At 54.6% G+C, this 24,465-nt stretch carries 22 protein-coding genes and 2 tRNA genes; 15 read left to right on the top strand and 9 right to left on the bottom strand.

Annotated elements, in window-relative coordinates; genetic code table 11:
* Positions 1-4: 4 nt before the first annotated feature.
* From KCR01S_RS16195 to KCR01S_RS16185, 3 genes are all read left to right on the top strand, one after another.
* Positions 5-81 (top strand) — tRNA-Pro (locus KCR01S_RS16195).
* 98 nt (positions 82-179) lie between these two features.
* Positions 180-256, top strand: a tRNA-Pro gene (locus KCR01S_RS16190).
* A gap of 142 nt (positions 257-398) precedes the next feature.
* Entirely contained in the window at positions 399-1,634 is a 1,236-nt protein-coding gene (locus tag KCR01S_RS16185; protein ID WP_061283898.1) for an anaerobic sulfatase maturase, read from the top strand.
* Between the two features lie 37 nt (positions 1,635-1,671).
* Here KCR01S_RS16185 and KCR01S_RS16180 read toward each other — a convergent pair whose 3' ends face one another.
* The 5 genes from KCR01S_RS16180 to hemC form a co-directional block, all read right to left on the bottom strand.
* Positions 1,672-3,324 (bottom strand): sulfatase-like hydrolase/transferase, encoded by a 1,653-nt coding sequence (locus tag KCR01S_RS16180; protein ID WP_061283896.1) that lies wholly within the window; start codon positions 3,322-3,324, stop codon positions 1,672-1,674.
* A gap of 696 nt (positions 3,325-4,020) precedes the next feature.
* Complete coding sequence (gene hemY / locus KCR01S_RS16175) at positions 4,021-5,217, bottom strand: protoheme IX biogenesis protein HemY (protein WP_052285512.1); 1,197 nt, start codon at positions 5,215-5,217, stop codon at positions 4,021-4,023.
* Positions 5,218-5,220: 3 nt separating this feature from the next.
* Positions 5,221-6,429 carry a uroporphyrinogen-III C-methyltransferase gene (hemX, locus tag KCR01S_RS16170; RefSeq protein ID WP_061283894.1) on the bottom strand — a complete coding sequence of 403 codons (1,209 nt, stop codon included), beginning with the start codon at positions 6,427-6,429 and terminating at the stop codon, positions 5,221-5,223.
* A 21-nt stretch (positions 6,430-6,450) separates the two neighbouring features.
* Positions 6,451-7,191: a uroporphyrinogen-III synthase gene (gene hemD / locus KCR01S_RS16165; protein WP_061283892.1), complete on the bottom strand. Its 741-nt coding sequence runs from the start codon at positions 7,189-7,191 to the stop codon at positions 6,451-6,453.
* On the bottom strand, positions 7,188-8,129 hold the full coding sequence (gene hemC, locus KCR01S_RS16160; RefSeq protein ID WP_061283890.1) for a hydroxymethylbilane synthase: 942 nt from the start codon (positions 8,127-8,129) through the stop codon (positions 7,188-7,190). Before hemC ends, hemD begins: the two co-directional genes overlap by 4 nt.
* A gap of 408 nt (positions 8,130-8,537) precedes the next feature.
* Here hemC and cyaA point away from each other — a divergent pair, with 408 nt between their 5' ends.
* Positions 8,538-11,084 (top strand): class I adenylate cyclase, encoded by a 2,547-nt coding sequence (gene cyaA, locus KCR01S_RS16155; RefSeq protein ID WP_061283888.1) that lies wholly within the window; start codon positions 8,538-8,540, stop codon positions 11,082-11,084.
* Positions 11,085-11,128: 44 nt separating this feature from the next.
* On the opposite strand, the gene cyaY is transcribed toward cyaA, so the two are convergent.
* Positions 11,129-11,449 carry an iron donor protein CyaY gene (gene cyaY, locus KCR01S_RS16150; protein ID WP_052285507.1) on the bottom strand — a complete coding sequence of 107 codons (321 nt, stop codon included), beginning with the start codon at positions 11,447-11,449 and terminating at the stop codon, positions 11,129-11,131.
* A 138-nt stretch (positions 11,450-11,587) separates the two neighbouring features.
* On the opposite strand from cyaY, the gene lptM reads away from it, so the two are divergent.
* From lptM to corA, 8 genes are all read left to right on the top strand, one after another.
* Positions 11,588-11,791: an LPS translocon maturation chaperone LptM gene (gene lptM / locus KCR01S_RS16145; RefSeq protein ID WP_061283886.1), complete on the top strand. Its 204-nt coding sequence runs from the start codon at positions 11,588-11,590 to the stop codon at positions 11,789-11,791.
* Between the two features lie 35 nt (positions 11,792-11,826).
* Positions 11,827-12,651, top strand: coding sequence for a diaminopimelate epimerase (gene dapF / locus KCR01S_RS16140; protein WP_061283884.1), 825 nt, complete (start codon positions 11,827-11,829; stop codon positions 12,649-12,651).
* A complete protein-coding gene (locus KCR01S_RS16135) occupies positions 12,648-13,355 on the top strand; it encodes a DUF484 domain-containing protein (RefSeq protein ID WP_061283882.1) in 708 nt (235 codons plus the stop codon). Before dapF ends, KCR01S_RS16135 begins: the two co-directional genes overlap by 4 nt.
* A complete protein-coding gene (xerC, locus tag KCR01S_RS16130; protein WP_061283880.1) occupies positions 13,352-14,254 on the top strand; it encodes a tyrosine recombinase XerC in 903 nt (300 codons plus the stop codon). The genes KCR01S_RS16135 and xerC overlap by 4 nt, the downstream gene beginning before the upstream one ends.
* Entirely contained in the window at positions 14,254-14,970 is a 717-nt protein-coding gene (yigB, locus tag KCR01S_RS16125) for a 5-amino-6-(5-phospho-D-ribitylamino)uracil phosphatase YigB (RefSeq protein ID WP_061283878.1), read from the top strand. The genes xerC and yigB overlap by 1 nt, the downstream gene beginning before the upstream one ends.
* A 64-nt stretch (positions 14,971-15,034) precedes the next feature.
* Entirely contained in the window at positions 15,035-17,197 is a 2,163-nt protein-coding gene (uvrD, locus tag KCR01S_RS16120) for a DNA helicase II (RefSeq protein WP_061283876.1), read from the top strand.
* Positions 17,198-17,344: 147 nt separating this feature from the next.
* Complete coding sequence (gene ysgD, locus KCR01S_RS25480) at positions 17,345-17,401, top strand: YsgD/CorL family protein (RefSeq protein ID WP_218007475.1); 57 nt, start codon at positions 17,345-17,347, stop codon at positions 17,399-17,401.
* Positions 17,402-17,552: 151 nt separating this feature from the next.
* Positions 17,553-18,503 carry a magnesium/cobalt transporter CorA gene (corA, locus tag KCR01S_RS16115; RefSeq protein ID WP_061283874.1) on the top strand — a complete coding sequence of 317 codons (951 nt, stop codon included), beginning with the start codon at positions 17,553-17,555 and terminating at the stop codon, positions 18,501-18,503.
* Between the two features lie 75 nt (positions 18,504-18,578).
* On the opposite strand, the gene rarD is transcribed toward corA, so the two are convergent.
* A complete protein-coding gene (gene rarD, locus KCR01S_RS16110; protein ID WP_061283872.1) occupies positions 18,579-19,472 on the bottom strand; it encodes an EamA family transporter RarD in 894 nt (297 codons plus the stop codon).
* 50 nt (positions 19,473-19,522) lie between these two features.
* The gene (yigI, locus tag KCR01S_RS16105; RefSeq protein ID WP_052285498.1) at positions 19,523-19,990 is read right to left on the bottom strand and encodes an acyl-CoA thioesterase YigI; all 468 of its coding nucleotides are present in this window, start codon (positions 19,988-19,990) and stop codon (positions 19,523-19,525) included.
* A gap of 159 nt (positions 19,991-20,149) precedes the next feature.
* On the opposite strand from yigI, the gene pldA reads away from it, so the two are divergent.
* The 3 genes from pldA to rhtC all read left to right on the top strand — a co-directional run bounded on the left by pldA (position 20,150) and on the right by rhtC (position 23,795).
* The gene (gene pldA / locus KCR01S_RS16100) at positions 20,150-21,016 is read left to right on the top strand and encodes a phospholipase A (protein WP_061283871.1); all 867 of its coding nucleotides are present in this window, start codon (positions 20,150-20,152) and stop codon (positions 21,014-21,016) included.
* A 118-nt stretch (positions 21,017-21,134) separates the two neighbouring features.
* Positions 21,135-22,964 carry an ATP-dependent DNA helicase RecQ gene (gene recQ, locus KCR01S_RS16095; protein WP_061283869.1) on the top strand — a complete coding sequence of 610 codons (1,830 nt, stop codon included), beginning with the start codon at positions 21,135-21,137 and terminating at the stop codon, positions 22,962-22,964.
* Between the two features lie 207 nt (positions 22,965-23,171).
* On the top strand, positions 23,172-23,795 hold the full coding sequence (gene rhtC, locus KCR01S_RS16090; RefSeq protein ID WP_061283988.1) for a threonine export protein RhtC: 624 nt from the start codon (positions 23,172-23,174) through the stop codon (positions 23,793-23,795).
* Between the two features lie 48 nt (positions 23,796-23,843).
* On the opposite strand, the gene rhtB is transcribed toward rhtC, so the two are convergent.
* Positions 23,844-24,464: a homoserine/homoserine lactone efflux protein gene (rhtB, locus tag KCR01S_RS16085; RefSeq protein ID WP_061283867.1), complete on the bottom strand. Its 621-nt coding sequence runs from the start codon at positions 24,462-24,464 to the stop codon at positions 23,844-23,846.
* Position 24,465 lies beyond the last annotated feature (1 nt).

The following is a 24,465-nucleotide window of genomic DNA, read 5'->3' as shown; positions in this document are numbered from 1 at the left end:
ATTTCGGCGAGTAGCGCAGCTTGGTAGCGCAACTGGTTTGGGACCAGTGGGTCGGAGGTTCGAATCCTCTCTCGCCGACCAATTTTGAGTCCTGCTTAGGCAGGGTTTTTTGTTTACGGGCATCCCGTTTACAAAAAAACGAATTGAACTAAAAATTCAAAAAGCAGTATGCAGTATTTCGGCGAGTAGCGCAGCTTGGTAGCGCAACTGGTTTGGGACCAGTGGGTCGGAGGTTCGAATCCTCTCTCGCCGACCAATTTTGAACCCCGCTTCGGCGGGGTTTTTTGTTTTCTATAATCCAGTCCATATTCCGCCGCAACAAACGCCCCTTTCGTTTTTCGTCATCGCAGTACTATCTTCTTCCCAATGGATATCGCTTTACTCAGGAAGGAGTGAACATGCTGCAACAGGTTCCGACGCGTGCGTTTCACGCGATGGCAAAACCGAGCGGTTCAGATTGCAATCTGAACTGTGACTACTGCTTTTATCTCGAGAAGCACGCCTTATACCCCTCTCAGTCTTTGCCGCGTATGGATGATGCGACGCTTGAGGCCTATGTTCGTCATTACATTGCCGCGAGCGAGCCGCAGAATGAAGTCGCTTTTACCTGGCAGGGAGGAGAGCCCACGCTGTTGGGGCTCGATTTTTATCGCCGGGCTATAGCACTACAGCAGCAATATGGCGCAGGGCGCACAATCAGCAATAGCTTTCAGACTAACGGCGTACTGCTGGATGAGGAATGGTGCCAGTTTCTGGCGCAGCATCACTTTCTGGTGGGATTATCGCTTGATGGCCCGGCAGCGATCCACAACCAGTATCGAGTGACGAAAGGCGGTCGCCCAACGCATAAGCTAGTGATGCGTGCGCTGGGGCTGCTACAAAAACATCGTGTGAACTACAACGTGTTGGCCTGCGTTAACCATACCAGCGTCCGTGAACCATTGCAGGTCTATGATTTCTTGTGCGAGGCGGGCGTAGAGTACATTCAGTTCATACCTGTCGTAGAGCGAATGGCCGATGAAACTGCCATGAAGACAGGGCTGACGCTTCATGCGCCGGGAGAAATGAAAGGCTCGCTGACGGCGTGGTCGGTTCCTCCAGAAGAATACGGTGATTTTCTGATCGCCGTGTTTAACCGCTGGATCCAACGCGATGTTGGGCGCGTTTTTGTGATGAATATCGAGTGGGCTCTTGCCAGCTTTGTTGGTGCGCCGGGCACGGTTTGTCATCACCAGCCGACCTGCGGGCGGTCACTGGCCGTAGAACATAATGGTGATATTTATGCCTGCGATCACTTTGTCTACCCGGAATTTCGGCTCGGTAATCTGCATAGCGATACCTTCGCGAGCATGGTGGACTCCTCCGCGCAGGAGCAGTTTGGTAAAGATAAATACACCCGTTTACCCACACAGTGTCGTGAATGCAAGGTGCTGAAAGCCTGTTGGGGCGGTTGTCCGAAACACCGCTTTTCACTGACGGAAACAGGTGAGCCTGGATTGAACTACCTGTGTGCTGGTTATCAGCGCTATTTTCGCCATTTGCCACCGTATCTGAAAGCAATGGCGGAGCTGCTGGCAAATGGTCGACCCGCCAGCGATATCATGCGAGCGAATCTGATTAAAGTGGGTCAATAAAAGAGGCCCACCTCCGGTAAGGAAGTGGGCCTATGATTTACGACTTAATTTGCGTTTTCGGTGGGTATTTCTGCAGGATTTTCTTATATTCTTCGATTTCAACGGTTAGCGGTACGCCCATCGGGGTGTGACGGATACCAATAGAATCGGTTTCCTGTGGATCAGCATACAGGTTAAAGAGCATTGCTCCCGCTGCTGGCATTACCGTTCCGGTGAAGCCGCCCTGATACCCGCTCTGGGTAAAGGCAAATGGCTGTTGAAGTAATGTATAGAATTTGAACTCATCAATACGTACGGCTGAAAGCTGTCCGTTCAGGAAGTAGTGCTCCGCTTTACGGTTCGATTGACCATCGGTTCCAATGAAGAATGAGGACTGATCAACGCCATCGATAAAGGTGGTACTTGGCACCAGCTTGGAAACTTCGGCACCTGGCTTACCGGCCAGCGCCAGCGCTGTTGGGAATAGATCCGCCAGATCGACAATACCTTCTGATTTACGCGGTTGGACCATGCCTTTCCAGTAAACAAATGTCGGGACACGTACGCCACCTTCCCAGGTGGATCCTTTCGCGCCGCGGAACGGCGTACGGCCATGCGGTGGAAGCTCAGCTTCTGGGCCGTTATCGGAAGTAAAGACAATAAGCGTATTATCAAGCTGGCCATTTTTCTCCAGCGTTTTATAGAGATTGGCGAAGATATCGTTCATCTCCACAATACAGTCGCTGTAGGTTGTGCGCGCCGGTGAGCTGCCCGCGTATTTCGCATTAGGGTAGTTATCGAAATGGCAGCCGCGAGTCCCGTAGTAGAGGAAGAATGGCTTATCGCTTTTGGTCATTTTATTGAGGAAGTCGACGCCGTACTGCATCCAGCGCTGATCGAGGTCCTCCATATATTTTGGCGTTATATCGGCAATGGCTTCTTCCTTACCACCGCGTACCGCGTGCACGTCATCTTTGCTGAACGGCATATTTTTCATGAACTCGGTGCGAGATGGGCTGAGGGCCACTTCCGGGTTCATATGAACATCGCGCCATTCGGTATACATATCGGAAACCGAGTTGAAGCCACGGAAGTCATCAAAACCCACGTTCTGCGGCTGTGAACCTTCGTTATCCCCCATATGCCATTTACCGATGGCCTGAGTCACATAGCCCTGATCGTGCAGCAGTTCTGGCAACGTCGTTAACCCTTCCAGGCCACCGGGCTGACCATACATTGGTGGGACCAGAATGCCATGGTGGACGGAGTACTGTCCGGTCATGATCGTGGCACGGGTAGGGGAGGAGCTTGGCTGGGAATAGGCGGAGGTGAGGATCAGGCCCTGGTTAGCAACGGCGTCAATATCTGGGGTTGGGTTACCGACCGCAACGCCACCACCATTGAAACCGACGTCCATCCAGCCCACGTCATCCAGAAGGAAGATAACAATGTTGGGTTTCTTGCCGGTTTTTTTCAATATCTCGGCCAGTTTAGCCTGAGTCTCTTTATTCTGTTCCGGATGCATCATCACCGGCATCATATTGTCGGCGATCGTGGTGGCTGTTTTGCCTAAATACTGGTTAGGGTGATCGTACCCTGGTGCACCTTGTTTTGCCGTCGCTGCTGCGGGGGTATCAGCGGCATGGGCAAGCACGGGCAATGCAGCAATCACCGTAATGGCGAATAGCTTTTTAGGAAATGATAAATCCATTATAGAGTCTCCATAATAAATATATATATTTCAATAAATAATGGCGTTTTTATTATTAAGGCTGCTCAATGATGAATGTTTTTTATAACACCATAGTATTTATGAATATATATGAAATGAGCAGCACCACGAAATCGTCGTAGTGGGGATCTTATACTCTCTATTTCCGTACTGTAAATATATGGAGGGTGGAGATGCGGATAGGGACATAATATAAATTGTTACTTGTTTTTTAAATATAAAAATAATAGATGTGCAATTCTAAAATATCTATTGTGATTATTTTATTCACTTTCTTTATTTAGCGAAGAGGAAATCGCTATAGCAGCAATCATTTCCCAGGGGAAACGTAATATTTTTATGTAACAGAAGGTTTTATCCCCCCGGATCCTGTGACATAATGCGCCGCGTAGATGCTCATTCCATCTCTTATGCTCGCCATATGGCTTCATAAACCCAGGAATGACGCAGAGCCGTTTACGGTGCTTATCGTCCACTGACAGATGTCGCTTTAGCCTCATCAGACACCATGGACATAACGTTGAGTGAAGCACCCATTATGTTGTCGAATTAAACCTGTTTAACGCCTGCTCCTCATACGAGCAGGCGTTTTTTTATGGGGCAAAGCGCGCCGCTAGCGCGACTCGCGGGCAACAAAAAGGGGACCTTTCGGTCCCCTTCGCGTATCGCATCGGTTTATGCTGGCGGGTTGTTTTGCAGCGTTAGCATTAGCCCGTCACGGCGCATGGTCGCGGCTTCCTCCGGCTGTTTCAGTCGGTCGAGCACATCGGCCAGCCAGGCGTAATCGAACGCGTCCGGGCGCTGTTTGAGCGCGGCGCGGAAGGCCAGGCTTGCCTCCTGCCACTCACCGTGTTTCATCAGTGACTGGCCCAGCGTACTCCACAGCAGAGGACGATCGCCCACCGTTTTAATCTGCTGGCGCAACAGTTTTTCCATCTGCTCCGGATTGTTGGTGTGCAGACGCGGGATCAACATCACCAGACGGTCGTCATACTGCCGCTTCAAACCATCAATAATGATCTGCTGGGCGGTGTCATGATCATCACATTCAATCAAGTGATCGGCCATGGCAACCTGCAGAGCGACCTGATGGCGCGTTTTACGGCTCTGATTTTTCCACCAGTTACGTAACCCTTCGCTGCCCTGATCGGCGCGAGCCTGATCCATCAGGCCAATCCACGCCTGTTGCTCCAGTGCGGCGCGATGAGCATCGTCGCCAACGTGGGCTTTGGCCATCGATGGGATGATGTCCAGCAGCGAACTCCATGCACCGGTCTGAATATAAGCCTGCTCGGCCAGACGCAATACTTCAGGGTGACGTGGCGCGATCTCCAGCAGTTTATCGACACCGTGGCGTGCGGCGTGGGTTTCGCCACGCGCAAGCTGCAGGCGAACGCGGGTGATTTCAACTGGGATAAGATCGTTGCCAGCGTTTTCCGCCGCGCGCTGTAGATGCTGATTGGCACGCGCTTCGTCACCGCGCTGCTGCGCAGCTTCCGCTGCCAGCAAATAGTTCACTACCGGCTGTTCCGCGTGATCGGCATTTTTCGACATCAGCTTTTCAACCTGCTGATAATCGCCTTCCGCCAGCTTCAGAAGCGCCTGTTCCGTTTGCTTACGCGCGCGGCGGCGTTTACGCCCGACAAACCAGCCACGGGTATGGGCGCCCGTGCGGAATATGCGTCGCAGTATCCACTCCAGCGCAAACAGCACGACCATCACCAGAATCATGATGATGACCAGCCCGGTCACGCTAGTCTCAATGTTGTAATTGTCCGTCTGAATCAGTACGTAACCCTGATGGCCAGCGATCATCGGACCAACAACAATGCCCGCAATCAACAGGGCGAAGAGTAAGAGAACTTTCAGCATCGATTATTCTCCTTGCGGCGCGGCGGCGGCTGGCTGCGCGGGTGCAGGCTCCGTCACGGCAGGTTGTTGGTCAGCAGGCTGCGCAGCGGATGGTTGGGCCATCAGGTTACGTACGCGGGTCTGCATCAGTTTTTCCAGTATCGGCTGGCTTTGCAGGGTTTCCGGCACATCCATGCTGATGCTCTGCTGGCTGAGTTTTTCGATATCATCGAGGAACGCTTTGGTGGTGGCGTCATCGGTATCGTAGTAGGCGCGAACCCAGGTTGATACATTATCCAGCGCCTGTTTGTAAGTCTCATCCTGATGACGAGGGACCGCTTGTACGGCGGCTAGCAGCTGAGAGCGGATGTTTTCGCGTAGGTAAATATCCTGATTTGGCGCCAGCAGAGGAACGGCGGTTTCATCGCGGCGGCGGACAGTGATAAAACTGTCCATAAAGCTCTGCCAGCTTTTCTGTAGGTTCACTCGCCATTCGCTGAGCGATGCCGACAGCTCGCCATCGTCGTTGTCCATCGGGGAATCATCGTTGTTGTTATCAGCCAGACGCAGGTTATCGACCTGGTTGGCCAGCTGATTCACCTTCAGAATGATACCGTCGTAGTCGACCTGAGAAACCGCAGCCAGACTGGCGATATCTTCAGTAAGCGCCCGGCGAGCGGTAATTAAGCTCGGATCGTTCATGTCGGCAAGGCTGGCGTCAGCGCTTTTTAACAGCGCCGCCGCGGTGGTCACGTCCTGGTCACTCCAGAGTTTGCGACCGGCCAGCTTAACGAGGAAGTCGGATTGGGAAAGCAGCCAGGTTTTGGCATCGGTGCCGGAAATTGCCGCCACTTTTTGCTGCACTTCATCCAGCTGTTTGGCCATTTCGCCCTGTTGGGCTTTCGCCTCATCCAACTGAGCTGCCTGCTGTTTGATGGTTGTTTCCAGCGCCTCTTTTTGTGCATCCTGCGCTTTTTGCAGCGCAATGAGCTGATTGGCGAGGGTATCGCTGGTGGTGGTTTGGTTGACGGCCTGCTGTTTGCCCCAGCCGTATAGGCCAACGCCTGCTGCTAGCGCGATGGCAATGGCGACCGCGCTCAGAACGAGGCTGGTTTTTCCGCTGTTATTTTTTTTCTCAGCGGTTGCGGGCTGATTAGATTCGGGCTGCGGCGTGATGTTCACGGCTTCCCCGGACTCTTCAACCACGGCGGAGTTCTCTTTTTGTTCCGTCATTATGGCTTCCAATTTTGAGAGTTATTGTAGTGCGCGCAGCAGCGCATCGTTGTCTGCGCTATCGGCAACCTGAATATCCTGCCAGCCCATCTCCTGGGCCAGTTTTGCAATACGCTCACTCACGACCAGCAATCGGCACTGAAGCAGCCAGCGCTCCCGGTACCAGAGGGGAATAAGCGTCCAAAGTTGTTGCAGCATCTCGCCGCTGGTGACGACAAGCGTGGTGACTTCCCGCGTTTGCCAGCGCATGGCCTCTTCGGCGCCATCGTAGTGCACAGGGCAGCGTTGATAGCATTCACACAGCGTCACTATCGCCCCGCGCTCGGTGAGCGTCTCGGCCAGCAGTTCCCGGCCGCCGTTACCGCGAAGAATGAGCGCTTTCTTACCGGCAATAGTTTGCAATTCAGGTAATTGTAGCAACACTTCGCTGATTTCCCGATCTAATGGATAGCGAACGTCAAACCCGCTGACCTGATGCAGTGCTAATGCCGTGGTGCGGCCAATAGCAAAATAGCGTGGCGTGGTCGGCCAGAGAAGGTGTTGCTGTTGGAGCTGAGCGTGGGCGAAGCTCACGGCGTGCTGCGATAGCGCAAAGACCAAATCGCCATCACCTAATGCGTTAAGTGAGCGACTGAGCGTGCTCAGTTCCCGCCCGGGGGAAAACTCAATGAGCGGGAAACTCCAGGCAACCTGCCCCAGCGCGCGCAAACGGCTGACTAATTCTTCACCTTGCGGAGAGGGGCGGGTTACCAGAATGGTCATAAGGAGGCATCTCCATCGTAAACGGCCGCGAGGATTTCACGAGCGCCGTTATCGAGCAGTTCATCGGCCAATTCAATGCCCATCTTTTCCGCATCTTCCGGCTTACCGCGGCGTTCGCCGCGAACCGTTTCGCGCCCATCCGGCGAGCCGACCAGCGCACGCAGCCAGAGTTCGCCATCGACCAGTTCAGCGTAGCTGCCGATAGGGACCTGGCAGCCACCTTCCAGACGCGTGTTCATAGCGCGCTCAGCGCAAACGCGGATGGCGGTTTCATCGTGATTCAGCGGTGCAAGCAGCGCACGCGTTTGTTCATCGTCCAGGCGGCATTCAATGCCGACGGCGCCCTGACCGACGGCCGGAAGTGACTCTTCGGGTGGCATCGGCTGGCGGATACGCGCATCCAGCTCAAGGCGTTTTAAGCCGGCGACGGCCAGGATAATGGCATCGTAATCGCCATTATCGAGTTTGCCGAGGCGCGTGCCGACGTTGCCGCGCAGCGAGCGGATCACCAGATCCGGGCGGCGCTGGGCAATCTGGCACTGGCGACGCAGGCTGGAGGTGCCGACGATGCTGCCTGCCGGGAGGTCATCCATGCAGGCGTAATGATTGGATACGAAGGCGTCGCGCGGATCATCACGCTCGCAGATAGTGACGAGGCCGAGCCCCTGTGGGAACTCAACTGGAACGTCTTTCATGGAGTGCACGGCGATATCGGCACGGCCCTCAAGTAATGCCAGCTCAAGCTCTTTGACAAAAAGCCCTTTGCCGCCCACTTTAGCCAGCGGAGTATCAAGGATAATATCGCCGCGGGTCACCATCGGCACGAGCGTCACCGTCAGCCCTGGATGGCAGGCCATCAGGCGTTCTTTTACATAGTGCGCTTGCCAGAGAGCGAGCGGACTTTGGCGTGTGGCAATTCTCAAAACTTTGTCTAACATGCTTGTTACCGTCATTATCGTCCGTTGTTCATCCTAACATTGTTGCCTTAATGATGTTAGTTTTCAGGGTTTCATACTCGGAACAAATCGCAATGCAGGAAACGTGCCTGTAGCGTAAATGATGGCAGGTATAAACGGGTTGTGTTTACCGTTTATTACTGGCACTGTCTTGATCGTATGCCGGGGTTTACAGCAGCATTCAATGCTACACTTGTTGTAGTGCAACATTCTTTACGGTCAACCGGCAAGGTGTTAAATTGATCACGTTTTAAACCGATTTTTACCCGAATTTTGATAATCACAACGGCGGGCGAGAAACGGTAACGGTTCTTCTTGTTGAAATATTAAAAATCTCCGTATCCGCACTTTTCACGATACGTCGAGGTTTTGAACATCAGGCGATATGTCTTGTACCTCTATATTGAGACGCTAAAACAGAGACTGGATGCCATCAACCAACTGCGCGTGGATCGCGCGCTTGCAGCCATGGGCCCTGCTTTCCAGCAGGTATACAGTCTACTGCCGACATTATTACATTATCATCATCCGCTGATGCCGGGTTACCTCGACGGTAACGTTCCCAAGGGCATCTGCCTCTACACGCCTGATGAAACCCAACGTCATTATCTCGATGAACTCGAGCTGCATCGCGGCATGCCGCCGCAGACCTCTGCGAAGGGCGAACTGCCGATCACCGGCATCTATTCGATGGGCAGTACTTCGTCCGTCGGCCAGAGCTGTTCTTCCGATCTCGATATCTGGGTCTGCCACCAGTCGTGGCTCGATAATGACGAACGCCAATTACTGCAGCGTAAATGCAGCCTGCTGGAAAGCTGGGCGGCATCGCTGGGTGTTGAAGTCAGCTTCTTCCTTATTGATGAAAACCGCTTCCGTCATAACGAAAGCGGCAGCCTCGGTGGGGAAGACTGTGGTTCAACGCAGCATATTTTACTGCTTGATGAATTTTACCGTACTGCGGTACGCCTGGCGGGCAAACGTATTCTGTGGAATATGGTGCCTTGCGAGGAAGAAGAGCATTACGACGATTACGTCATGACGCTCTACGCGCAGGGTGTACTGACGCCAAACGAATGGCTCGACCTCGGTGGATTGAGCTCGCTCTCCGCCGAAGAGTACTTTGGCGCCAGCCTGTGGCAGCTCTATAAGAGTATCGACTCACCGTACAAAGCGGTGTTGAAAACCCTGCTGCTGGAAGCCTACTCCTGGGAATACCCCAACACGCATCTGTTGGCGAAAGACATTAAACAGCGCCTGCATGACGGCGAGATCGTCTCCTTTGGTCTCGATGCTTACTGCATGATGCTGGAGCGCGTCACCGAATATCTCAAAGCGATTGAAGACGAAACGCGCCTCGATCTGGTTCGCCGCTGCTTCTACCTGAAAGTGTGCGAAAAGCTCAGCCGTGAGCGCGCCTGCGTTGGCTGGCGTCGTGAAGTGGTGGGGCAATTGGTGAAAGAGTGGGGCTGGAGCGAAGAGCGTCTGGCGATGCTCGACAATCGCGCTAACTGGAAAATCGATCAGGTGCGCGAAGCGCATAACGAACTGCTCGATGCGATGATGCAGAGCTATCGTAACCTGATCCGTTTCGTGCGTCGCAACAACCTGAGCGTTTCGGCCAGCCCGCAGGATATCGGCGTGCTGACGCGTAAACTGTACGCGGCGTTTGAAGCGCTGCCGGGCAAGGTGACGCTGGTTAACCCGCAAATTTCCCCGGATCTTTCCGAACCGAATCTGACCTTTATCTATGTTCCGCCGGGACGTGCCAACCGTACGGGTTGGTATCTCTACAACCGCGCACCGAACATGGAATCCATCATCAGCCATCAGCCGCTGGAATATAACCGCTATCTCAATAAGCTGGTGGCCTGGGCGTGGTTCAACGGCCTGCTGACGTCACGTACGCGCCTGTTTATTAAAGGCAATGAGATTGTTGACCTGGCGAAGCTGCAGGAGATGGTGGCCGATGTGTCGCACCACTTCCCGCTGCGCTTGCCGGCACCGACGCCGAAAGCCTTGTACAGCCCATGTGAAATTCGCCATCTGGCGATTATCGTCAACCTGGAATACGACCCGACGGCGGCCTTCCGCAATCAGGTGGTGCATTTTGATTTCCGTAAGCTGGACACGTTCAGCTTCGGCGAAGATCAGAAATGCCTGGTGGGCAGCGTTGACCTGCTGTATCGCAACTCGTGGAACGAGGTGCGTACGCTGCACTTCAACGGCGAGCAGGCGATGATCGAAGCGTTAAAAACTATTCTTGGCAAAATGCACCAGGATGCGGCGCCGCCGGACAGCGTCGAAGTGTTCTGTTATAGCCAGCATCTGCGCGGTTTAATCCGTACCCGCGTACAGCAACTGGTTTCTGAGTGCATTGAGCTGCGTCTTTCGAGTACTCGTCAGGAGACCGGTCGCTTCAAAGCGCTGCGCGTTTCCGGGCAAACGTGGGGGCTGTTCTTTGAACGCCTGAACGTTTCGGTGCAGAAGCTGGAAAACGCCATTGAATTCTACGGCGCTATCTCGCACAACAAGCTGCACGGCCTGTCCGTGCAGGTTGAGACCAACCATGTTGAATTGCCGCAGGTAGTTGATGGCTTTGCCAGCGAAGGGATTATCCAGTTCTTCTTTGAAGAGTCCGGTGAAGAGCAGGGCTTTAATATCTATATTCTGGATGAGAGCAACCGCGCGGAGGTGTATCACCACTGTGAAGGCAGCAAAGAAGAGCTGGTGCGCGATGTCAGCCGGTTCTACTCGTCATCACACGATCGTTTCACCTACGGCTCCAGCTTTATCAACTTCAACCTGCCGCAGTTCTATCAGATTGTGAAGGTTGATGGCCGTGCGCAGGTGATTCCATTCCGCAGCCAGGCGCTGACGCCGCCGCCGTCTCATCACGACAACGATAATACGCCGCTGCTACAGCAATATTTCTCGTAAATAAAGCCGGATACGGTACATAAACCGTTCTCCGGCCTTCCATCTTAACGGAAGCTGACCGTTTCGCCCGACTGCTGCGTCGCCGCCTGTTCCAGCAAATCCCAGAAGCTTTCGCCGCTGCGGTCGCAGATCCACTCATCGCCTTTCAGGTCAAAGTGATAGCCGCCCTGTTTTGTCGCCAGCCACACCTGGTGCAGTGGCTCCTGACGGTTAATAATAATTTTGCTGCCGTTTTCAAAGCTAATGGTCAGTACGCCACCGTTGATTTCGCAGTCGATATCGCTGTCGCCGTCCCAGTCATCCAGGCGTTCTTCAATGGTGAGCCAAAGGGTGTCGGCCAGGCGATGAAATTCACTGTCGTTCATTGTCGTTTCCCGTTTTTTAGTGATTCGGCAGTATAGCGTGAAACAAATCACGTTGCAGTCAGGCGCTTAACGCTTGCTTTTGCGCCTCCTCCTGCGATGATAGAAAATAGAAAGCATTGAACTACAGGCATCCTGAGAATGAATAAGATTTTCCGACCGCTGGCGGTGTTACTTGCATTGTTTAGCCTTGCTGGCTGTGGCCTGAAAGGCCCACTCTATTTTCCTCCGGCTGATAAAACGGCGCCAACGCCGACCAAATCCGTCACACCTCCGGTGCAAAGCGATACTCCGGATCGCAATGACCGTGGTGATAACGGCGGCCCGACGCAGGTTAATTACTAATTAATACGTTCTGTTCCGCGCAACTGGAGTAGATGATGCAGTTTTCTAAAATGCATGGCCTCGGCAACGATTTCATGGTTGTCGACGCGGTAACGCAGAATGTTTTTTTCTCGCCAGAGCTGATTCGTCGCCTGGCGGATAGGCATCAGGGCGTGGGTTTTGACCAGCTATTGGTCGTCGAACCGCCTTACGATCCCGATCTGGATTTTCACTACCGCATCTTCAACGCCGATGGCAGCGAAGTCTCGCAGTGTGGCAACGGCGCGCGCTGCTTCGCGCGTTTTGTACGCCTGAAAGGTTTAACGAATAAACGTGAGATCCGCGTCAGTACGGCGAATGGCCGTATGGTATTAACCGTCACGGATGATGAACTGGTCCGGGTGAACATGGGGGAGCCCAATTTTGAGCCCTCGCAGGTCCCGTTTCGCGCTAACAAAGCGGAAAAGACCTATATTATGCGTGTAGCCGAACAGACAGTATTGTGCGGCGTGGTCTCCATGGGGAACCCGCACTGCGTGATTCAGGTTGATGACGTCGACACGGCGGCGGTAGAAACGCTGGGCCCGTTGATGGAAAGCCATGAACGTTTCCCTGAGCGCGCCAATATTGGTTTTATGCAGATTGTGAAGCGCGAACACATCCGCCTGCGCGTTTATGAACGCGGTGCGGGCGAAACGCAGGCCTGCGGAAGCGGAGCCTGTGCGGCGGTCGCCGTCGGTATTCAGCAAGGTTTGCTGGCGGAAGAGGTGCGCGTGGAATTACCGGGCGGACGTCTTGATATCGCCTGGAAGGGCCCGGGCCAACCGTTGTTTATGACTGGCCCGGCGGCACATGTCTATGACGGATTTATTCACCTATGAAACAAGTCGGGGAAGAACAACAGGATGCAGCCACTGCGCTAAATGACCGCGCGGTGGCGGACTATCTGTTGCAACATCCTGAATTTTTTATTCGTAATGCCGCCGTTGTTGAGCAAATGCGTGTCCCGCATCCGGTGCGGGGCATGGTGTCACTGGTTGAGTGGCATATGGCGCGTTCGCGCAACTACATCGCGATGCTGGAAGAGAACATGGATCAGCTGGTGGATCAGGCGGCGGCTAACGAAGGGCTGTTTTACCGTCTGCTGCATCTGCAAAATCGGCTGGCCTGTGCTGAAAGTCTTGACGATCTGCTGCTGCGTTTCCACCGCTGGGCTCGTGAACTGGGGCTCGCGGGCGCATCGCTGCGTCTGTTTTCCGATCGCTGGCGACTCGGTGCGCCTTCAAAATATACCCATCTCGTCCTCTCTCGGCAGGCTTTTGAACCGCTGCGGATACAGCGCCTGGGTCAGGAAAACCACTACCTTGGCACGCTGAATGGCCCTGAACTCCTGCTGCTGCTACCTGAAGCGAAAGCGGTGGGTTCGGTGGCGGTATCGATGATGGGCAGCGAGGGCGATCTGGGGGTCATTTTGTTCAGCAGTCGCGATCCGCACCACTATCAAGCCGGGCAGGGAACGCAGCTGCTACAGGAAATTGCCCTGATGCTACCAGGCCTGCTGGAACGATGGATTGAACGCGTATGACCGATACCTCGCTGACGCCCGCCGTGACGCGTTTCTTACGATATCTCGGCGTGGAGCGGCAGCTTAGCCCGATTACCTTATTGAATTATCAGCGTCAGCTTGATGCCGTTATTGAAATGGCCTGTGCGATGGGTCTGCAGAATTGGCAACAATGTGATGCTGCGATGGTGCGCAGTTTTTCCACCCGCAGCCGCCGTAAGGGGCTAGGGGCGGCAAGCCTGGCGCTACGACTTTCCGCGCTGCGCAGTTTCTTTGACTGGATGGTGAGTCAGGGCGAACTACCGGCAAACCCGGCGAAAGGCGTTGCGGCGCCGAAAGCCCCGCGCCATCTGCCAAAGAATATCGACGTTGATGATGTGAACCGGCTGCTGGATATCGATCTCAACGATCCGCTGGCGGTACGCGATCGCGCGATGCTGGAAGTGATGTACGGGGCCGGCCTGCGTTTGTCTGAACTGGTTGGGCTGGATATCAAACATCTGGATCTCGATACCGGTGAAGTGTGGGTGCTCGGCAAAGGGAGCAAAGAGCGCCGTCTGCCGATTGGCCGCAACGCCGTGTTGTGGATTGAACATTGGCTCGATCTGCGCGGTCTGTTCGGCGGCGATGATGACGCGCTGTTTTTGTCCAAACTGGGCAAGCGTATTTCAGCGCGCAACGTCCAAAAGCGCTTTGCCGAATGGGGCATCAAGCAGGGGCTGAACAGTCACGTCAATCCGCACAAGCTGCGCCACTCTTTTGCCACCCATATGCTGGAGTCGAGCGGCGATTTGCGCGGCGTACAGGAACTGCTGGGCCACGCCAATCTATCGACCACCCAAATCTATACCCATCTTGATTTTCAACACCTTGCTACGGTGTACGATGCGGCGCATCCACGCGCCAAACGGGAGAAATAATGCGTTTTTATCGACCGCTGGGCACCATTGCCGCGTTGACGTTTGACCTTGACGATACCCTTTATGATAACCGCCCGGTGATTGACCGGACGATGCAGGAGTCGCTGAATTTTGTGCGCGGCTACCATCCGGCGCTGGCAAACTTTGATGCACAAATGCTGCAACGCTGGCGTGATGAATTGTTGCAAAATGAACCGGAAATCTACCACGACGTCACCGAATGGCGCTGGCGGGCGCTGGAGCACGGCCTGCGTAAAGCGGGGCTGACGGCGCAAGAGGCGACGGCGGGCGCGGATGCGGCGATGGCCAATTTTGCCCAGTGGCGCAGCCGAATTGATGTGCCACAGGAAACCCACGATACCCTAACCAAGCTGGCACAGAAATGGCCGCTGGTGGCGATCACCAACGGTAACGCCCAGCCGGAGCTGTTTGGGCTAAGCGGCTATTTCGAGTTTGTGCTGCGCGCGGGCCCGGATGGGCGTTCGAAACCGTATGCTGATATGTATCATCTGGCGGCGGAAAAGCTCAACGTCCCGCTCGGCCAGATCCTGCACGTGGGCGATGACCTGACGACAGACGTCGCCGGTGCGATTCGCTGCGGCATGCAGGCCTGCTGGATCAAGCCGGAAAATGCCGACCTGATGCAGACCACCGACAGCCGTTTGTTGCCCCATGTTGAGATTTCGCGGTTGGCATCTCTGACCTCGCTGATATAATCGTCAATAACTCTGTATAAATTCCCAGTGTATCACTGGGTTCTCATTCTTTCCGGCGGTGCCAATGGACGTTTCTTACCTGCTCGACAGCCTCAACGATAAACAGCGCGAAGCCGTCGCGGCAAAGCGTACCAATATGCTGGTGCTCGCCGGGGCAGGCAGTGGTAAGACGCGCGTGCTGGTACACCGTATCGCCTGGCTGCAAAGTGTGGAAAACTGCTCGCCGTACTCAATTATGGCGGTGACCTTCACCAACAAAGCGGCGGCAGAAATGCGCCACCGTATCGCGCAGCTGATGGGCACGTCTCAGGGCGGCATGTGGGTTGGTACGTTCCACGGGCTGGCGCACCGGCTGCTGCGCGCGCACCATTTGGATGCCAATCTGCCGCAGGATTTTCAGATCCTCGATAGCGAAGACCAACTGCGTTTACTGAAGCGTCTGATCAAGGCGATGAACCTTGATGAGAAGCAGTGGCCGCCGCGTCAAGCCATGTGGTTTATCAACAGCCAGAAAGACGAAGGGCTGCGTCCGCATCATTTGCAGAGCTATGGCAACCCGGTTGAGCAGACCTGGCAGAAGGTCTATCAGGCCTACCTGGAGGCTTGCGACCGCGCCGGGCTGGTGGATTTCGCCGAGCTGCTGCTGCGCGCCCACGAGCTGTGGCTCAACAAACCGCATATTCTTCAGCACTATCGTGAACGCTTCACCAATATTCTGGTGGACGAATTCCAGGATACCAACAACATCCAATACGCGTGGATCCGTCTGTTGGCGGGGGATACCGGCAAGGTGATGATCGTCGGGGATGATGACCAGTCGATCTACGGCTGGCGCGGAGCGCAGGTGGAAAACATCCAGCGCTTCCTGAACGATTTCCCTGGTGCCGAAACCATCCGCCTTGAGCAGAACTACCGTTCGACCAGCAATATCCTGAGTGCAGCCAACGCCTTGATTGAAAACAACAACGGGCGTCTGGGCAAAAAACTGTGGACCGATGGCGTCGACGGCGAACCGATCTCGCTCTATTGCGCTTTTAACGAACTCGACGAAGCTCGCTTCGTGGTTAACCGTATCAAAACCTGGCAGGACAACGGCGGTGCGCTGGAACAATGCGCGATTCTCTATCGCAGCAACGCCCAGTCGCGCGTGCTGGAAGAGGCGCTGTTGCAGGTCAGTATGCCGTACCGTATTTACGGCGGTATGCGCTTCTTCGAGCGTCAGGAAATTAAAGATGCGCTCTCTTACCTGCGTCTTATCTCCAACCGCAACGACGACGCGGCCTTTGAGCGCGTGGTGAATACACCAACGCGTGGGATTGGCGATCGCACGCTGGACGTCGTCCGCCAGACATCGCGCGACCGTCAGCTCACGCTGTGGCAGGCCTGCCGGGAGCTGCTGCAAGAGAAAGCGCTCGCCGGGCGCGCTGCCAGCGCATTACAGCGTTTTATGGAGCTGATTGACGCTCTGGCGCAGGAAACGGCCGATATGCCGCTGCACGTGCAGACTGACCGGGTGGTGAAAGATTCCGGCCTGCGCATGATGTACGAGCAGGAAAAAGGTGAGAAAGGCCAGACGCGTATTGAGAACTTAGACGAACTGGTAACGGCAACGCGCCAGTTCAGCTACAACGAAGAAGAAGAGGATTTACTGCCGCTGCAGGCATTCCTCTCCCACGCGGCGCTGGAAGCGGGCGAAGGACAGGCCGATACCTGGCAGGATGCGGTACAGCTGATGACCCTTCACTCGGCCAAAGGTCTGGAGTTCCCGCAGGTGTTTATCGTCGGGATGGAAGAGGGGATGTTCCCAAGCCAGATGTCGCTGGATGAAGGTGGACGTTTGGAAGAAGAGCGTCGTCTTGCCTACGTTGGCGTGACCCGCGCCATGCAGAAGCTGACGCTAACCTATGCGGAAACGCGTCGTCTGTACGGCAAAGAGGTTTACCATCGCCCATCGCGCTTTATCGGCGAACTGCCTGAGCAGTGCGTAGAAGAAGTGCGTCTGCGTGCGACGGTAAGTCGCCCGGTTAACCATCAGCGGATGGGGACGCCGATGGCGGAGAACGACACCGGCTATAAGCTTGGCCAACGCGTTCGCCACGCCAAGTTTGGCGAAGGTACCATTGTCAATCTGGAAGGCAGCGGCGAGCATAGCCGCCTGCAGGTCGCGTTCCAGGGGCAGGGGATTAAATGGCTGGTGGCAGCCTATGCCAGATTGGAAACTGTATAACTTTCAGAAAAATATCATTATTTTGTCACGTTCTGCTAGCCTTACTGAACAGAAGGTAATTAATGCCGGTTAGCGTTTCGTTGCGTGTTGACGCCGTTTTTTTGCTGGCGTAACATGCGCGCACGATTACGCTAAGAGGACAAAGCCTTGGACACACCCAGTAGATGCTGGCTCACCTTCCTGTCATCCAGGAACAACTCCTAAGGCTATCCTCTTATGCTGATAGCCTTAGCGGTTGTCAGCGACCCGTATTTATCCCGTCGCATTGAGTCAGGCTGTTTAATGGTCTGAAACCCCTGTAGTTTCTGTGTGCCCACCGGCTGTCCGATAATTTTTTGCATTGGGAGTCCCGGTCATGCTGAGCGCATTTCAACTGGAAAATAATCGTTTAACGCGTCTTGAGGCGGACGAGATTGATCACCTGGCCAGTTCGGTCTGGGTTGATTTAGTCGAGCCGGATGACGATGAACGAAACCGTGTGCAAAAGGATTTGGGCCAGAACCTGGCCACGCGCCCTGAACTGGAAGACATCGAAGCATCCGCACGTTTTTTTGAAGACGAAGACGGCCTGCATATTCACTCCTTCTTCTTCTATGAAGATGCGGACGATCATGCCGGCAACTCAACCGTGGCATTTACTATCCGCGAAGGGCGCCTGTTTACCCTGCGCGAGCGTGAATTGCCTGCTTTCCGTCTGTATCGTATGCGTGCGCGCAGCCAATTGATGGTTGATGGCAACGCCTACGAACTGCTGCTCGATCTGTTCGAAACCAAAATTGAACAGCTGGCGGATGAAATTGAAAACATCTACAGCGACCTGGAAAAGCTCAGCCGTGTGATTATGGAAGGGCGTCAGGGCGATGAATATGATGAAGCGCTCTCCACGCTGGCAGAGCTGGAAGATATCGGCTGGAAGGTTCGCCTGTGTCTGATGGATACCCAGCGTGCGCTGAACTTTCTGGTGCGCAAGGCGCGCTTACCGGCGAGCCAGCTGGAACAGGCGCGTGAGATTCTGCGAGATATCGAATCTCTGCTGCCGCACAACGAATCATTGTTCCAGAAGGTGAACTTCCTGATGCAGGCGGCGATGGGCTTTATCAACATCGAACAGAACCGCATCATCAAGATCTTCTCGGTGGTTTCGGTGGTATTCCTGCCGCCGACGCTGGTGGCGTCCAGCTATGGGATGAACTTTGAGTTTATGCCGGAGCTGCGCTGGAGCTTTGGCTACCCGGGCGCAATCATCTTTATGATTCTGGCGGGGCTTGCGCCGTACCTCTACTTTAAGCGCAAGAACTGGCTGTAAGATCTGTGCCGGATAGCGCAACGCTTATTCGACCTACGCGTAGGTCGGATAAGCGCGGCGCCCTCCGGCGTCTTTCTACCCGCGACGGCTCCGTCGCTGGGTATAAATCGCATCCATCACGAAAATCGCCAGCGCGACCCAGATAAACGCGAAGGTGACCATCTTGTCCGCCCCCGGCACTTCACCGTAGAACGTCACCGCCAGCAGGAACATCAGCGTAGGCCCGATATACTGGAAGAAGCCCAGCGTCGACAGGCGCAGACGCGTTGCGGCGCCGGTGAAGCACAGCAAAGGAATGGTGGTGACGATGCCTGCGGCAATCAGTAGCAGGTTCAGCGACCAAGCGTTTTGCCCCATATGGCTGGTGGCGCTATCGGCGATGCCGAACAGATAAATTGCCGCCACCGGCAGCAGCCAGAGGGTTTCAAACAGCATACCGGTCTGCGCATCGACGGCAATTTTCTTACGCACCAGGCCGTAGAAGGCAAAACTGAAGGCCAGACCCAGGGCGATAATCGGCAGTGACCCGAAGGTCCATAGCTGCACCAGTACCCCGCAAATTGCCAAAAATACCGCCAGCCACTGCATGCGGCGGAAGCGCTCGCCGAGGAAAATCATCCCCAGCACAATATTCACCAGCGGGTTTACAAAGTAACCCAGGCTGGCTTCCAGCATATGGTGATTATTGACCGACCAGATAAATAGCAGCCAGTTACCGCCAATCAGGACCGCCGAAAGCGCCAGCAAGAATACCTTCTTTGGCGTCTTGAGCAGCGTTCTGACCTTTGACCACTGGCGGCTGATGCTCACCAGTGCGACCATAAAGAAAAACGACCAGATGACGCGGTGGGTCAGGATTTCATCGGCGGGAACGTAGTAAATCAGCTTGAAGTAGGCTGGAGCGATGCCCCAGATAAAATAGGCGGCGAGGGCCAGAAGTACGCCCTGACGCGTCTGTTTGGGATCCATGAGAAATATCCATTTCGAAAAAGTAACGCAATTTTACGCGATTATGGCGGTTAACCCACCATATAAGTCGCCGTGGCGCTGGCGATATGCGTCTGTTCTTCGTTGTGTAGCTCAACGCGGGCAACGGCAACTTTATTGCCGGCGCGCAGCAGCGAACTGGTGGCGGTAAAACGCGTGCCGCGGCCAGGGCGCAGATAATCGACGCGCAAATCAATGGTGCCCATCCGCGATAACCGTTGGCGCAGCTCGTCTTCATTGATGGTGTCATGACGCGCCAGCGTACTGCCTACGCAAACCAGCCCAGCGGCGACATCCAGCGCCGAGGCAATCACTCCGCCGTGCAAAATGCTTTGCGCCCAGTTGCCGACCATCATCGGCTGGTTGTTAAAACTTAGCTGTGCAAAAGCCTTTTCGTAGACCTCCAGCTCCAGATTCAGCGCCCGGTTAAACGGCATATGGTAGACAAAAATTTCGCCAACCAGCTTAAGAGCCGCTTCGGCGGTGAGTTGTGCAGACATAATCACCTTGCTTTTATGTTAATGAAATGTTGATTTTATGACGATTGCGTGTTGATTACTACTTTCAGAAAGGTTTGATGAGCAAGAACAGTGCAAACAGGTAAAATGCGTGTCATTTTGCTATTCATTATTTTTATATATCTCAGGGGAAAGTGACTGATGCGGTTCTCACGGAGTGGATTACTGGCGCTACTGCTGCCTGTCTCTGCGTTTGCGCAGGAAGCAACGATTAAAGAAGTTCACGATGTGCCCGCGGTGCGCGGCAGTATTATCGCCAACCTGCTGCAAGAGCATGATAATCCGTTCACGCTCTATCCTTATGAGAGCAACTATCTGCTATACACCTGGACCAGCGACCTCAATAAAGAGGCGATCCGCTCCTACGATTGGGCGGAGAATGCGCGCAAGGATGAAGTGAAATTCCAGTTGAGCCTGGCATTCCCGCTGTGGCGCGGGATCCTTGGCGATAACTCGGTGCTGGCGGCCTCTTATACGCAGCGTTCCTGGTGGCAGCTCTCCAACAGCGGTGAGTCGGCGCCGTTCCGCGAAACCAACTATGAACCGCAGCTGTTCCTTGGTTTTGCCACCGATTACCAGTTTGCCGGTTGGACGCTGCGCGACATCGAAATGGGCTATAACCATGATTCCAACGGTCGCTCCGATCCCACCTCGCGTAGCTGGAACCGTTTGTATGCCCGCCTGATGGCGCAAAATGGCAATTGGCTGGTGGAAGTGAAGCCCTGGTATGTGGTGGGCGAAACCGATGACAACCCGGATATCACTAAATATATGGGCTATTACCGGTTGAAAATTGGCTACCAACTGGGTGATGCAGTATTGAGCGCGCAGGGGCAGTACAACTGGAATACCGGCTACGGCGGCGCTGAGCTGGGCGTGAGCTATCCGCTAACCAAACACGTGCGCGTTTATACCCAGGTTTACAGCGGTTACGGCGAGTCGCTTATCGACTATAACTTTAATCAGACGCGCGTTGGCGTCGGTGTGATGCTTAACGACTTGTTTTAACAGCGTAACCGCAGGGTTGTTGCGAGTAGGGTTGAAGGAATTCGTCTAAAACATTGCAGTTTGGCACGCAGGCGCTGAAAATAGCGCCTGCTTTTATTTTACGGTGAATGGGGTCAATGTGGCACAGGCGGAAGTTTTGAATCAGGGAGCGCTGGCTAAACAGGTTTTGCAGGAGACCTTTGGCTATCAGCAGTTCCGCCCAGGCCAGGAAACCATCATTGATACCGTGCTGGAAGGGCGCGACTGCTTAGTCGTGATGCCAACCGGCGGCGGCAAGTCGCTGTGTTATCAGATCCCCGCGTTGGTGCTTGATGGCCTGACGGTCGTGGTTTCACCATTGATTTCCCTGATGAAAGACCAGGTCGACCAGCTACTGGCGAACGGTGTTGCGGCGGCTTGCATTAACTCCACCCAGACTCGCGAACAGCAGCAGGAAGTCATGGCCGGGTGTCGTACTGGGCAGATTCGTCTGCTCTATATTGCCCCGGAACGCCTGATGCTGGATAACTTCCTCGAACATCTGGCTCACTGGAACCCAGTGATGCTGGCGGTGGATGAAGCGCACTGTATTTCCCAGTGGGGCCACGATTTCCGCCCGGAATATGCGGCGCTTGGCCACCTGCGCCAGCGCTTCCCGGCGCTGCCGTTTATGGCGTTGACCGCCACTGCGGATGACACTACCCGTAATGATATCGTGCGCCTGCTCGGGCTCAACGACCCCTATATCCAGATCAGCAGCTTCGATCGCCCGAACATTCGCTACATGCTGATGGAGAAGTTTAAGCCTCTCGACCAGCTGATGCGCTACGTGCAGGAACAAAAAGGCAAGTCGGGCATTATCTACTGCAACAGCCGCTCGAAGGTGGAAGACACGGCTGCCCGTCTGCAAAGCCGTGGCATTAGCGCGGGAGCCTATCACGCCGGGCTTGAGAATGAGGTTCGCGCGGATGTTCAGGAGAAGTTTCAGCGTGACGATTTGCAGATTGTGGTCGCCACCGTGGCGTTTGGCATGGGCATTAACAAGCCAAACGTGCGCTTTGTCGTGCACTTTGATATCCCTCGCAATATCGAATCTTATTATCAGGAGACCGGTCGCGCCGGGCGCGATGGTCTGCCTGCGGAAGCGATGCTGTTTTACGACCCGGCCGATATGGCCTGGCTGCGCCGCTGCCTCGAAGAGAAACCGGCGGGTATGCTGCTGGATATTGAACGCCATAAGCTCAATGCGATGGGAGCCTTTGCCGAAGCGCAGACCTGCCGTCGTCTGGTGCTGCTGAACTATTTTGGTGAAGGGCGTCAGGAGCCGTGCGGCAACTGCGATATCTGTCTCGATCCGCCAAAACAGTATGATGGCGCACAGGATGCGCAAATTGCGCTCTCTACCATCGGGCGCGTTAACCAGCGCTTCGGTATGGGCTACGTGGTGGAAGTGATTCGCGGTGCGAACAGCCAGCGTATTCGCGAGTTTGGCCATGACAAACTGAAAGTGTATGGCATGGGCCGTGAAAAGAGTCACGAGCACTGGGTGAGCGTGATCCGCCAACTGATTCATCTCGGTTTTGTCACCCAGAATATCGCCCAACATTCGGCATTACAGTTGACCGATGCCGCTCGTCCGGTGCTGCGTGGTGAAGTGCCGCTCCAGCTTGCGGTGCCGCGTATCGTGGCACTAAAACCGCGCGTGATGCAAAAAGCGGCGGTAGGCAACTATGACCGTCAGCTGTTCTCCAAATTGCGCAAATTGCGGAAAGCCATTGCTGATGAAGAAAATATCCCACCATATGTCGTCTTCAACGACGCGACGCTTATCGAAATGGCTGAACAAATGCCGGTATCGCCGGGCGATATGCTCAGCGTGAACGGCGTTGGGACGCGTAAACTGGAACGCTTTGGACGCGAATTCCTGGCGCTGATCCGCGCCCATGTCGATGGAGACGATGAAGAGTAGTCAGTGGGTGGAAAAAGTGTCAGGATGTAGACTGCATCCTTCAAACGGCCACCGCGTTGGCCGCGGTCGTTAATCCCAGCGATGTACTGATGTACTCGTGCGGGGGAATCGCTCCCTTATCGCCTTGATACCGCTTGAATGATTTTGCGTACCGCTTTTGCCGTACAATTTTTCCGCAAATTTATCGTCTTGTTTGGTAGGTCTATCATGATAACGCTGTTCCTTACCGTGGCGCTGGTGCACATCATTGCGTTGATGAGCCCTGGGCCGGACTTCTTTTTTGTTTCTCAGACTGCCGTCAGCCGTTCGCGCAAAGAAGCGATGATGGGCGTGCTGGGTATTACCTGCGGCGTAATGGTCTGGGCGGGCGTTGCGCTGCTCGGGCTACACCTGATTATCGAAAAAATGGCCTGGCTGCATACCATTATCATGGTTGGCGGCGGCCTGTATCTGTGCTGGATGGGCTACCAGATGCTGCGTGGGGCGCTGAAGAAAGAAAAATCGGCGCAGGGTGCTGAGCCGCAGGTGGAACTGGCGCAAAGGGGACGCAGCTTTATGAAAGGCCTGCTGACTAACCTCGCTAACCCAAAGGCGATTATCTATTTTGGCTCCGTATTCTCGCTGTTTGTTGGCGATAGCGTGGGTGCCGGTGAACGCTGGGGCATTTTCGTGCTCATTATCGTGGAAACGCTGGCCTGGTTTACCGTGGTGGCAAGTCTGTTTGCGCTGCCGACGATGCGTCGTGGCTATCAGCGTGCGGCGAAGTGGATTGACGGTGTGGCGGGAACGCTGTTCGCCGGTTTCGGGATTCACCTGATTATTTCACGCTAATTTTTAGCCCACGCCGTTGATGGGTGGGCTCCCTTCTTTCTTATCTCATTACGCGTGACGTGCCGACGCCAGCAGCGCACCGACCAGCATAAACAACGAACCGAATACTTTATTCAATGCCTTCATCTGTTTTGGCCCTTTGATCCATACCGCAATCCGCTGTGCCAGGGTAGCGTAGCCAATCATCACGATGATATCGACGACAATCGTGGTTACGCCAAGAATGAGGTACTGCATAACCTGCGGCTGGTCAGGGACAATGAACTGCGGGAAGAGGGCGGCGAGAAAGACGATGCTTTTTGGGTTCGTCAGGTTCACAAACACCGCTCGCTGAAACAGTTTGCCGCGGCTCTGGGTTTTCGCCAGCGTATTGAGGTCGATAGCCCCCGCTGCCCGCCACTGCTGAATGCCCAGCCAGATAAGATAGGCTACACCGGCCCATTTCAGGATTTCAAACGCCAGTAGCGAACGGGAAAACAGTGTCCCGAGCCCTACGCCGACCAAAACGATATGGATGCCAAGCCCGGTCTGCAAACCGGCGATCGACGCCGCCGCCCCGCGATAGCCATGGTTGATTGAAGTGGTCATGGTATTGATCGCCCCTGAGCCTGGCGACAGGCTGAGTATGATGGATGTGAGCAGGTAGGCGAACCACCATTCAAAGGTCATG

The sequence above is a fragment of the Kluyvera cryocrescens NBRC 102467 genome, from assembly GCF_001571285.1.
GTDB lineage: Bacteria > Pseudomonadota > Gammaproteobacteria > Enterobacterales > Enterobacteriaceae > Kluyvera > Kluyvera cryocrescens.
Note: the sequence above shows the minus strand (reverse complement) of the source record. Positions and strands in the feature narration are given on the sequence as shown.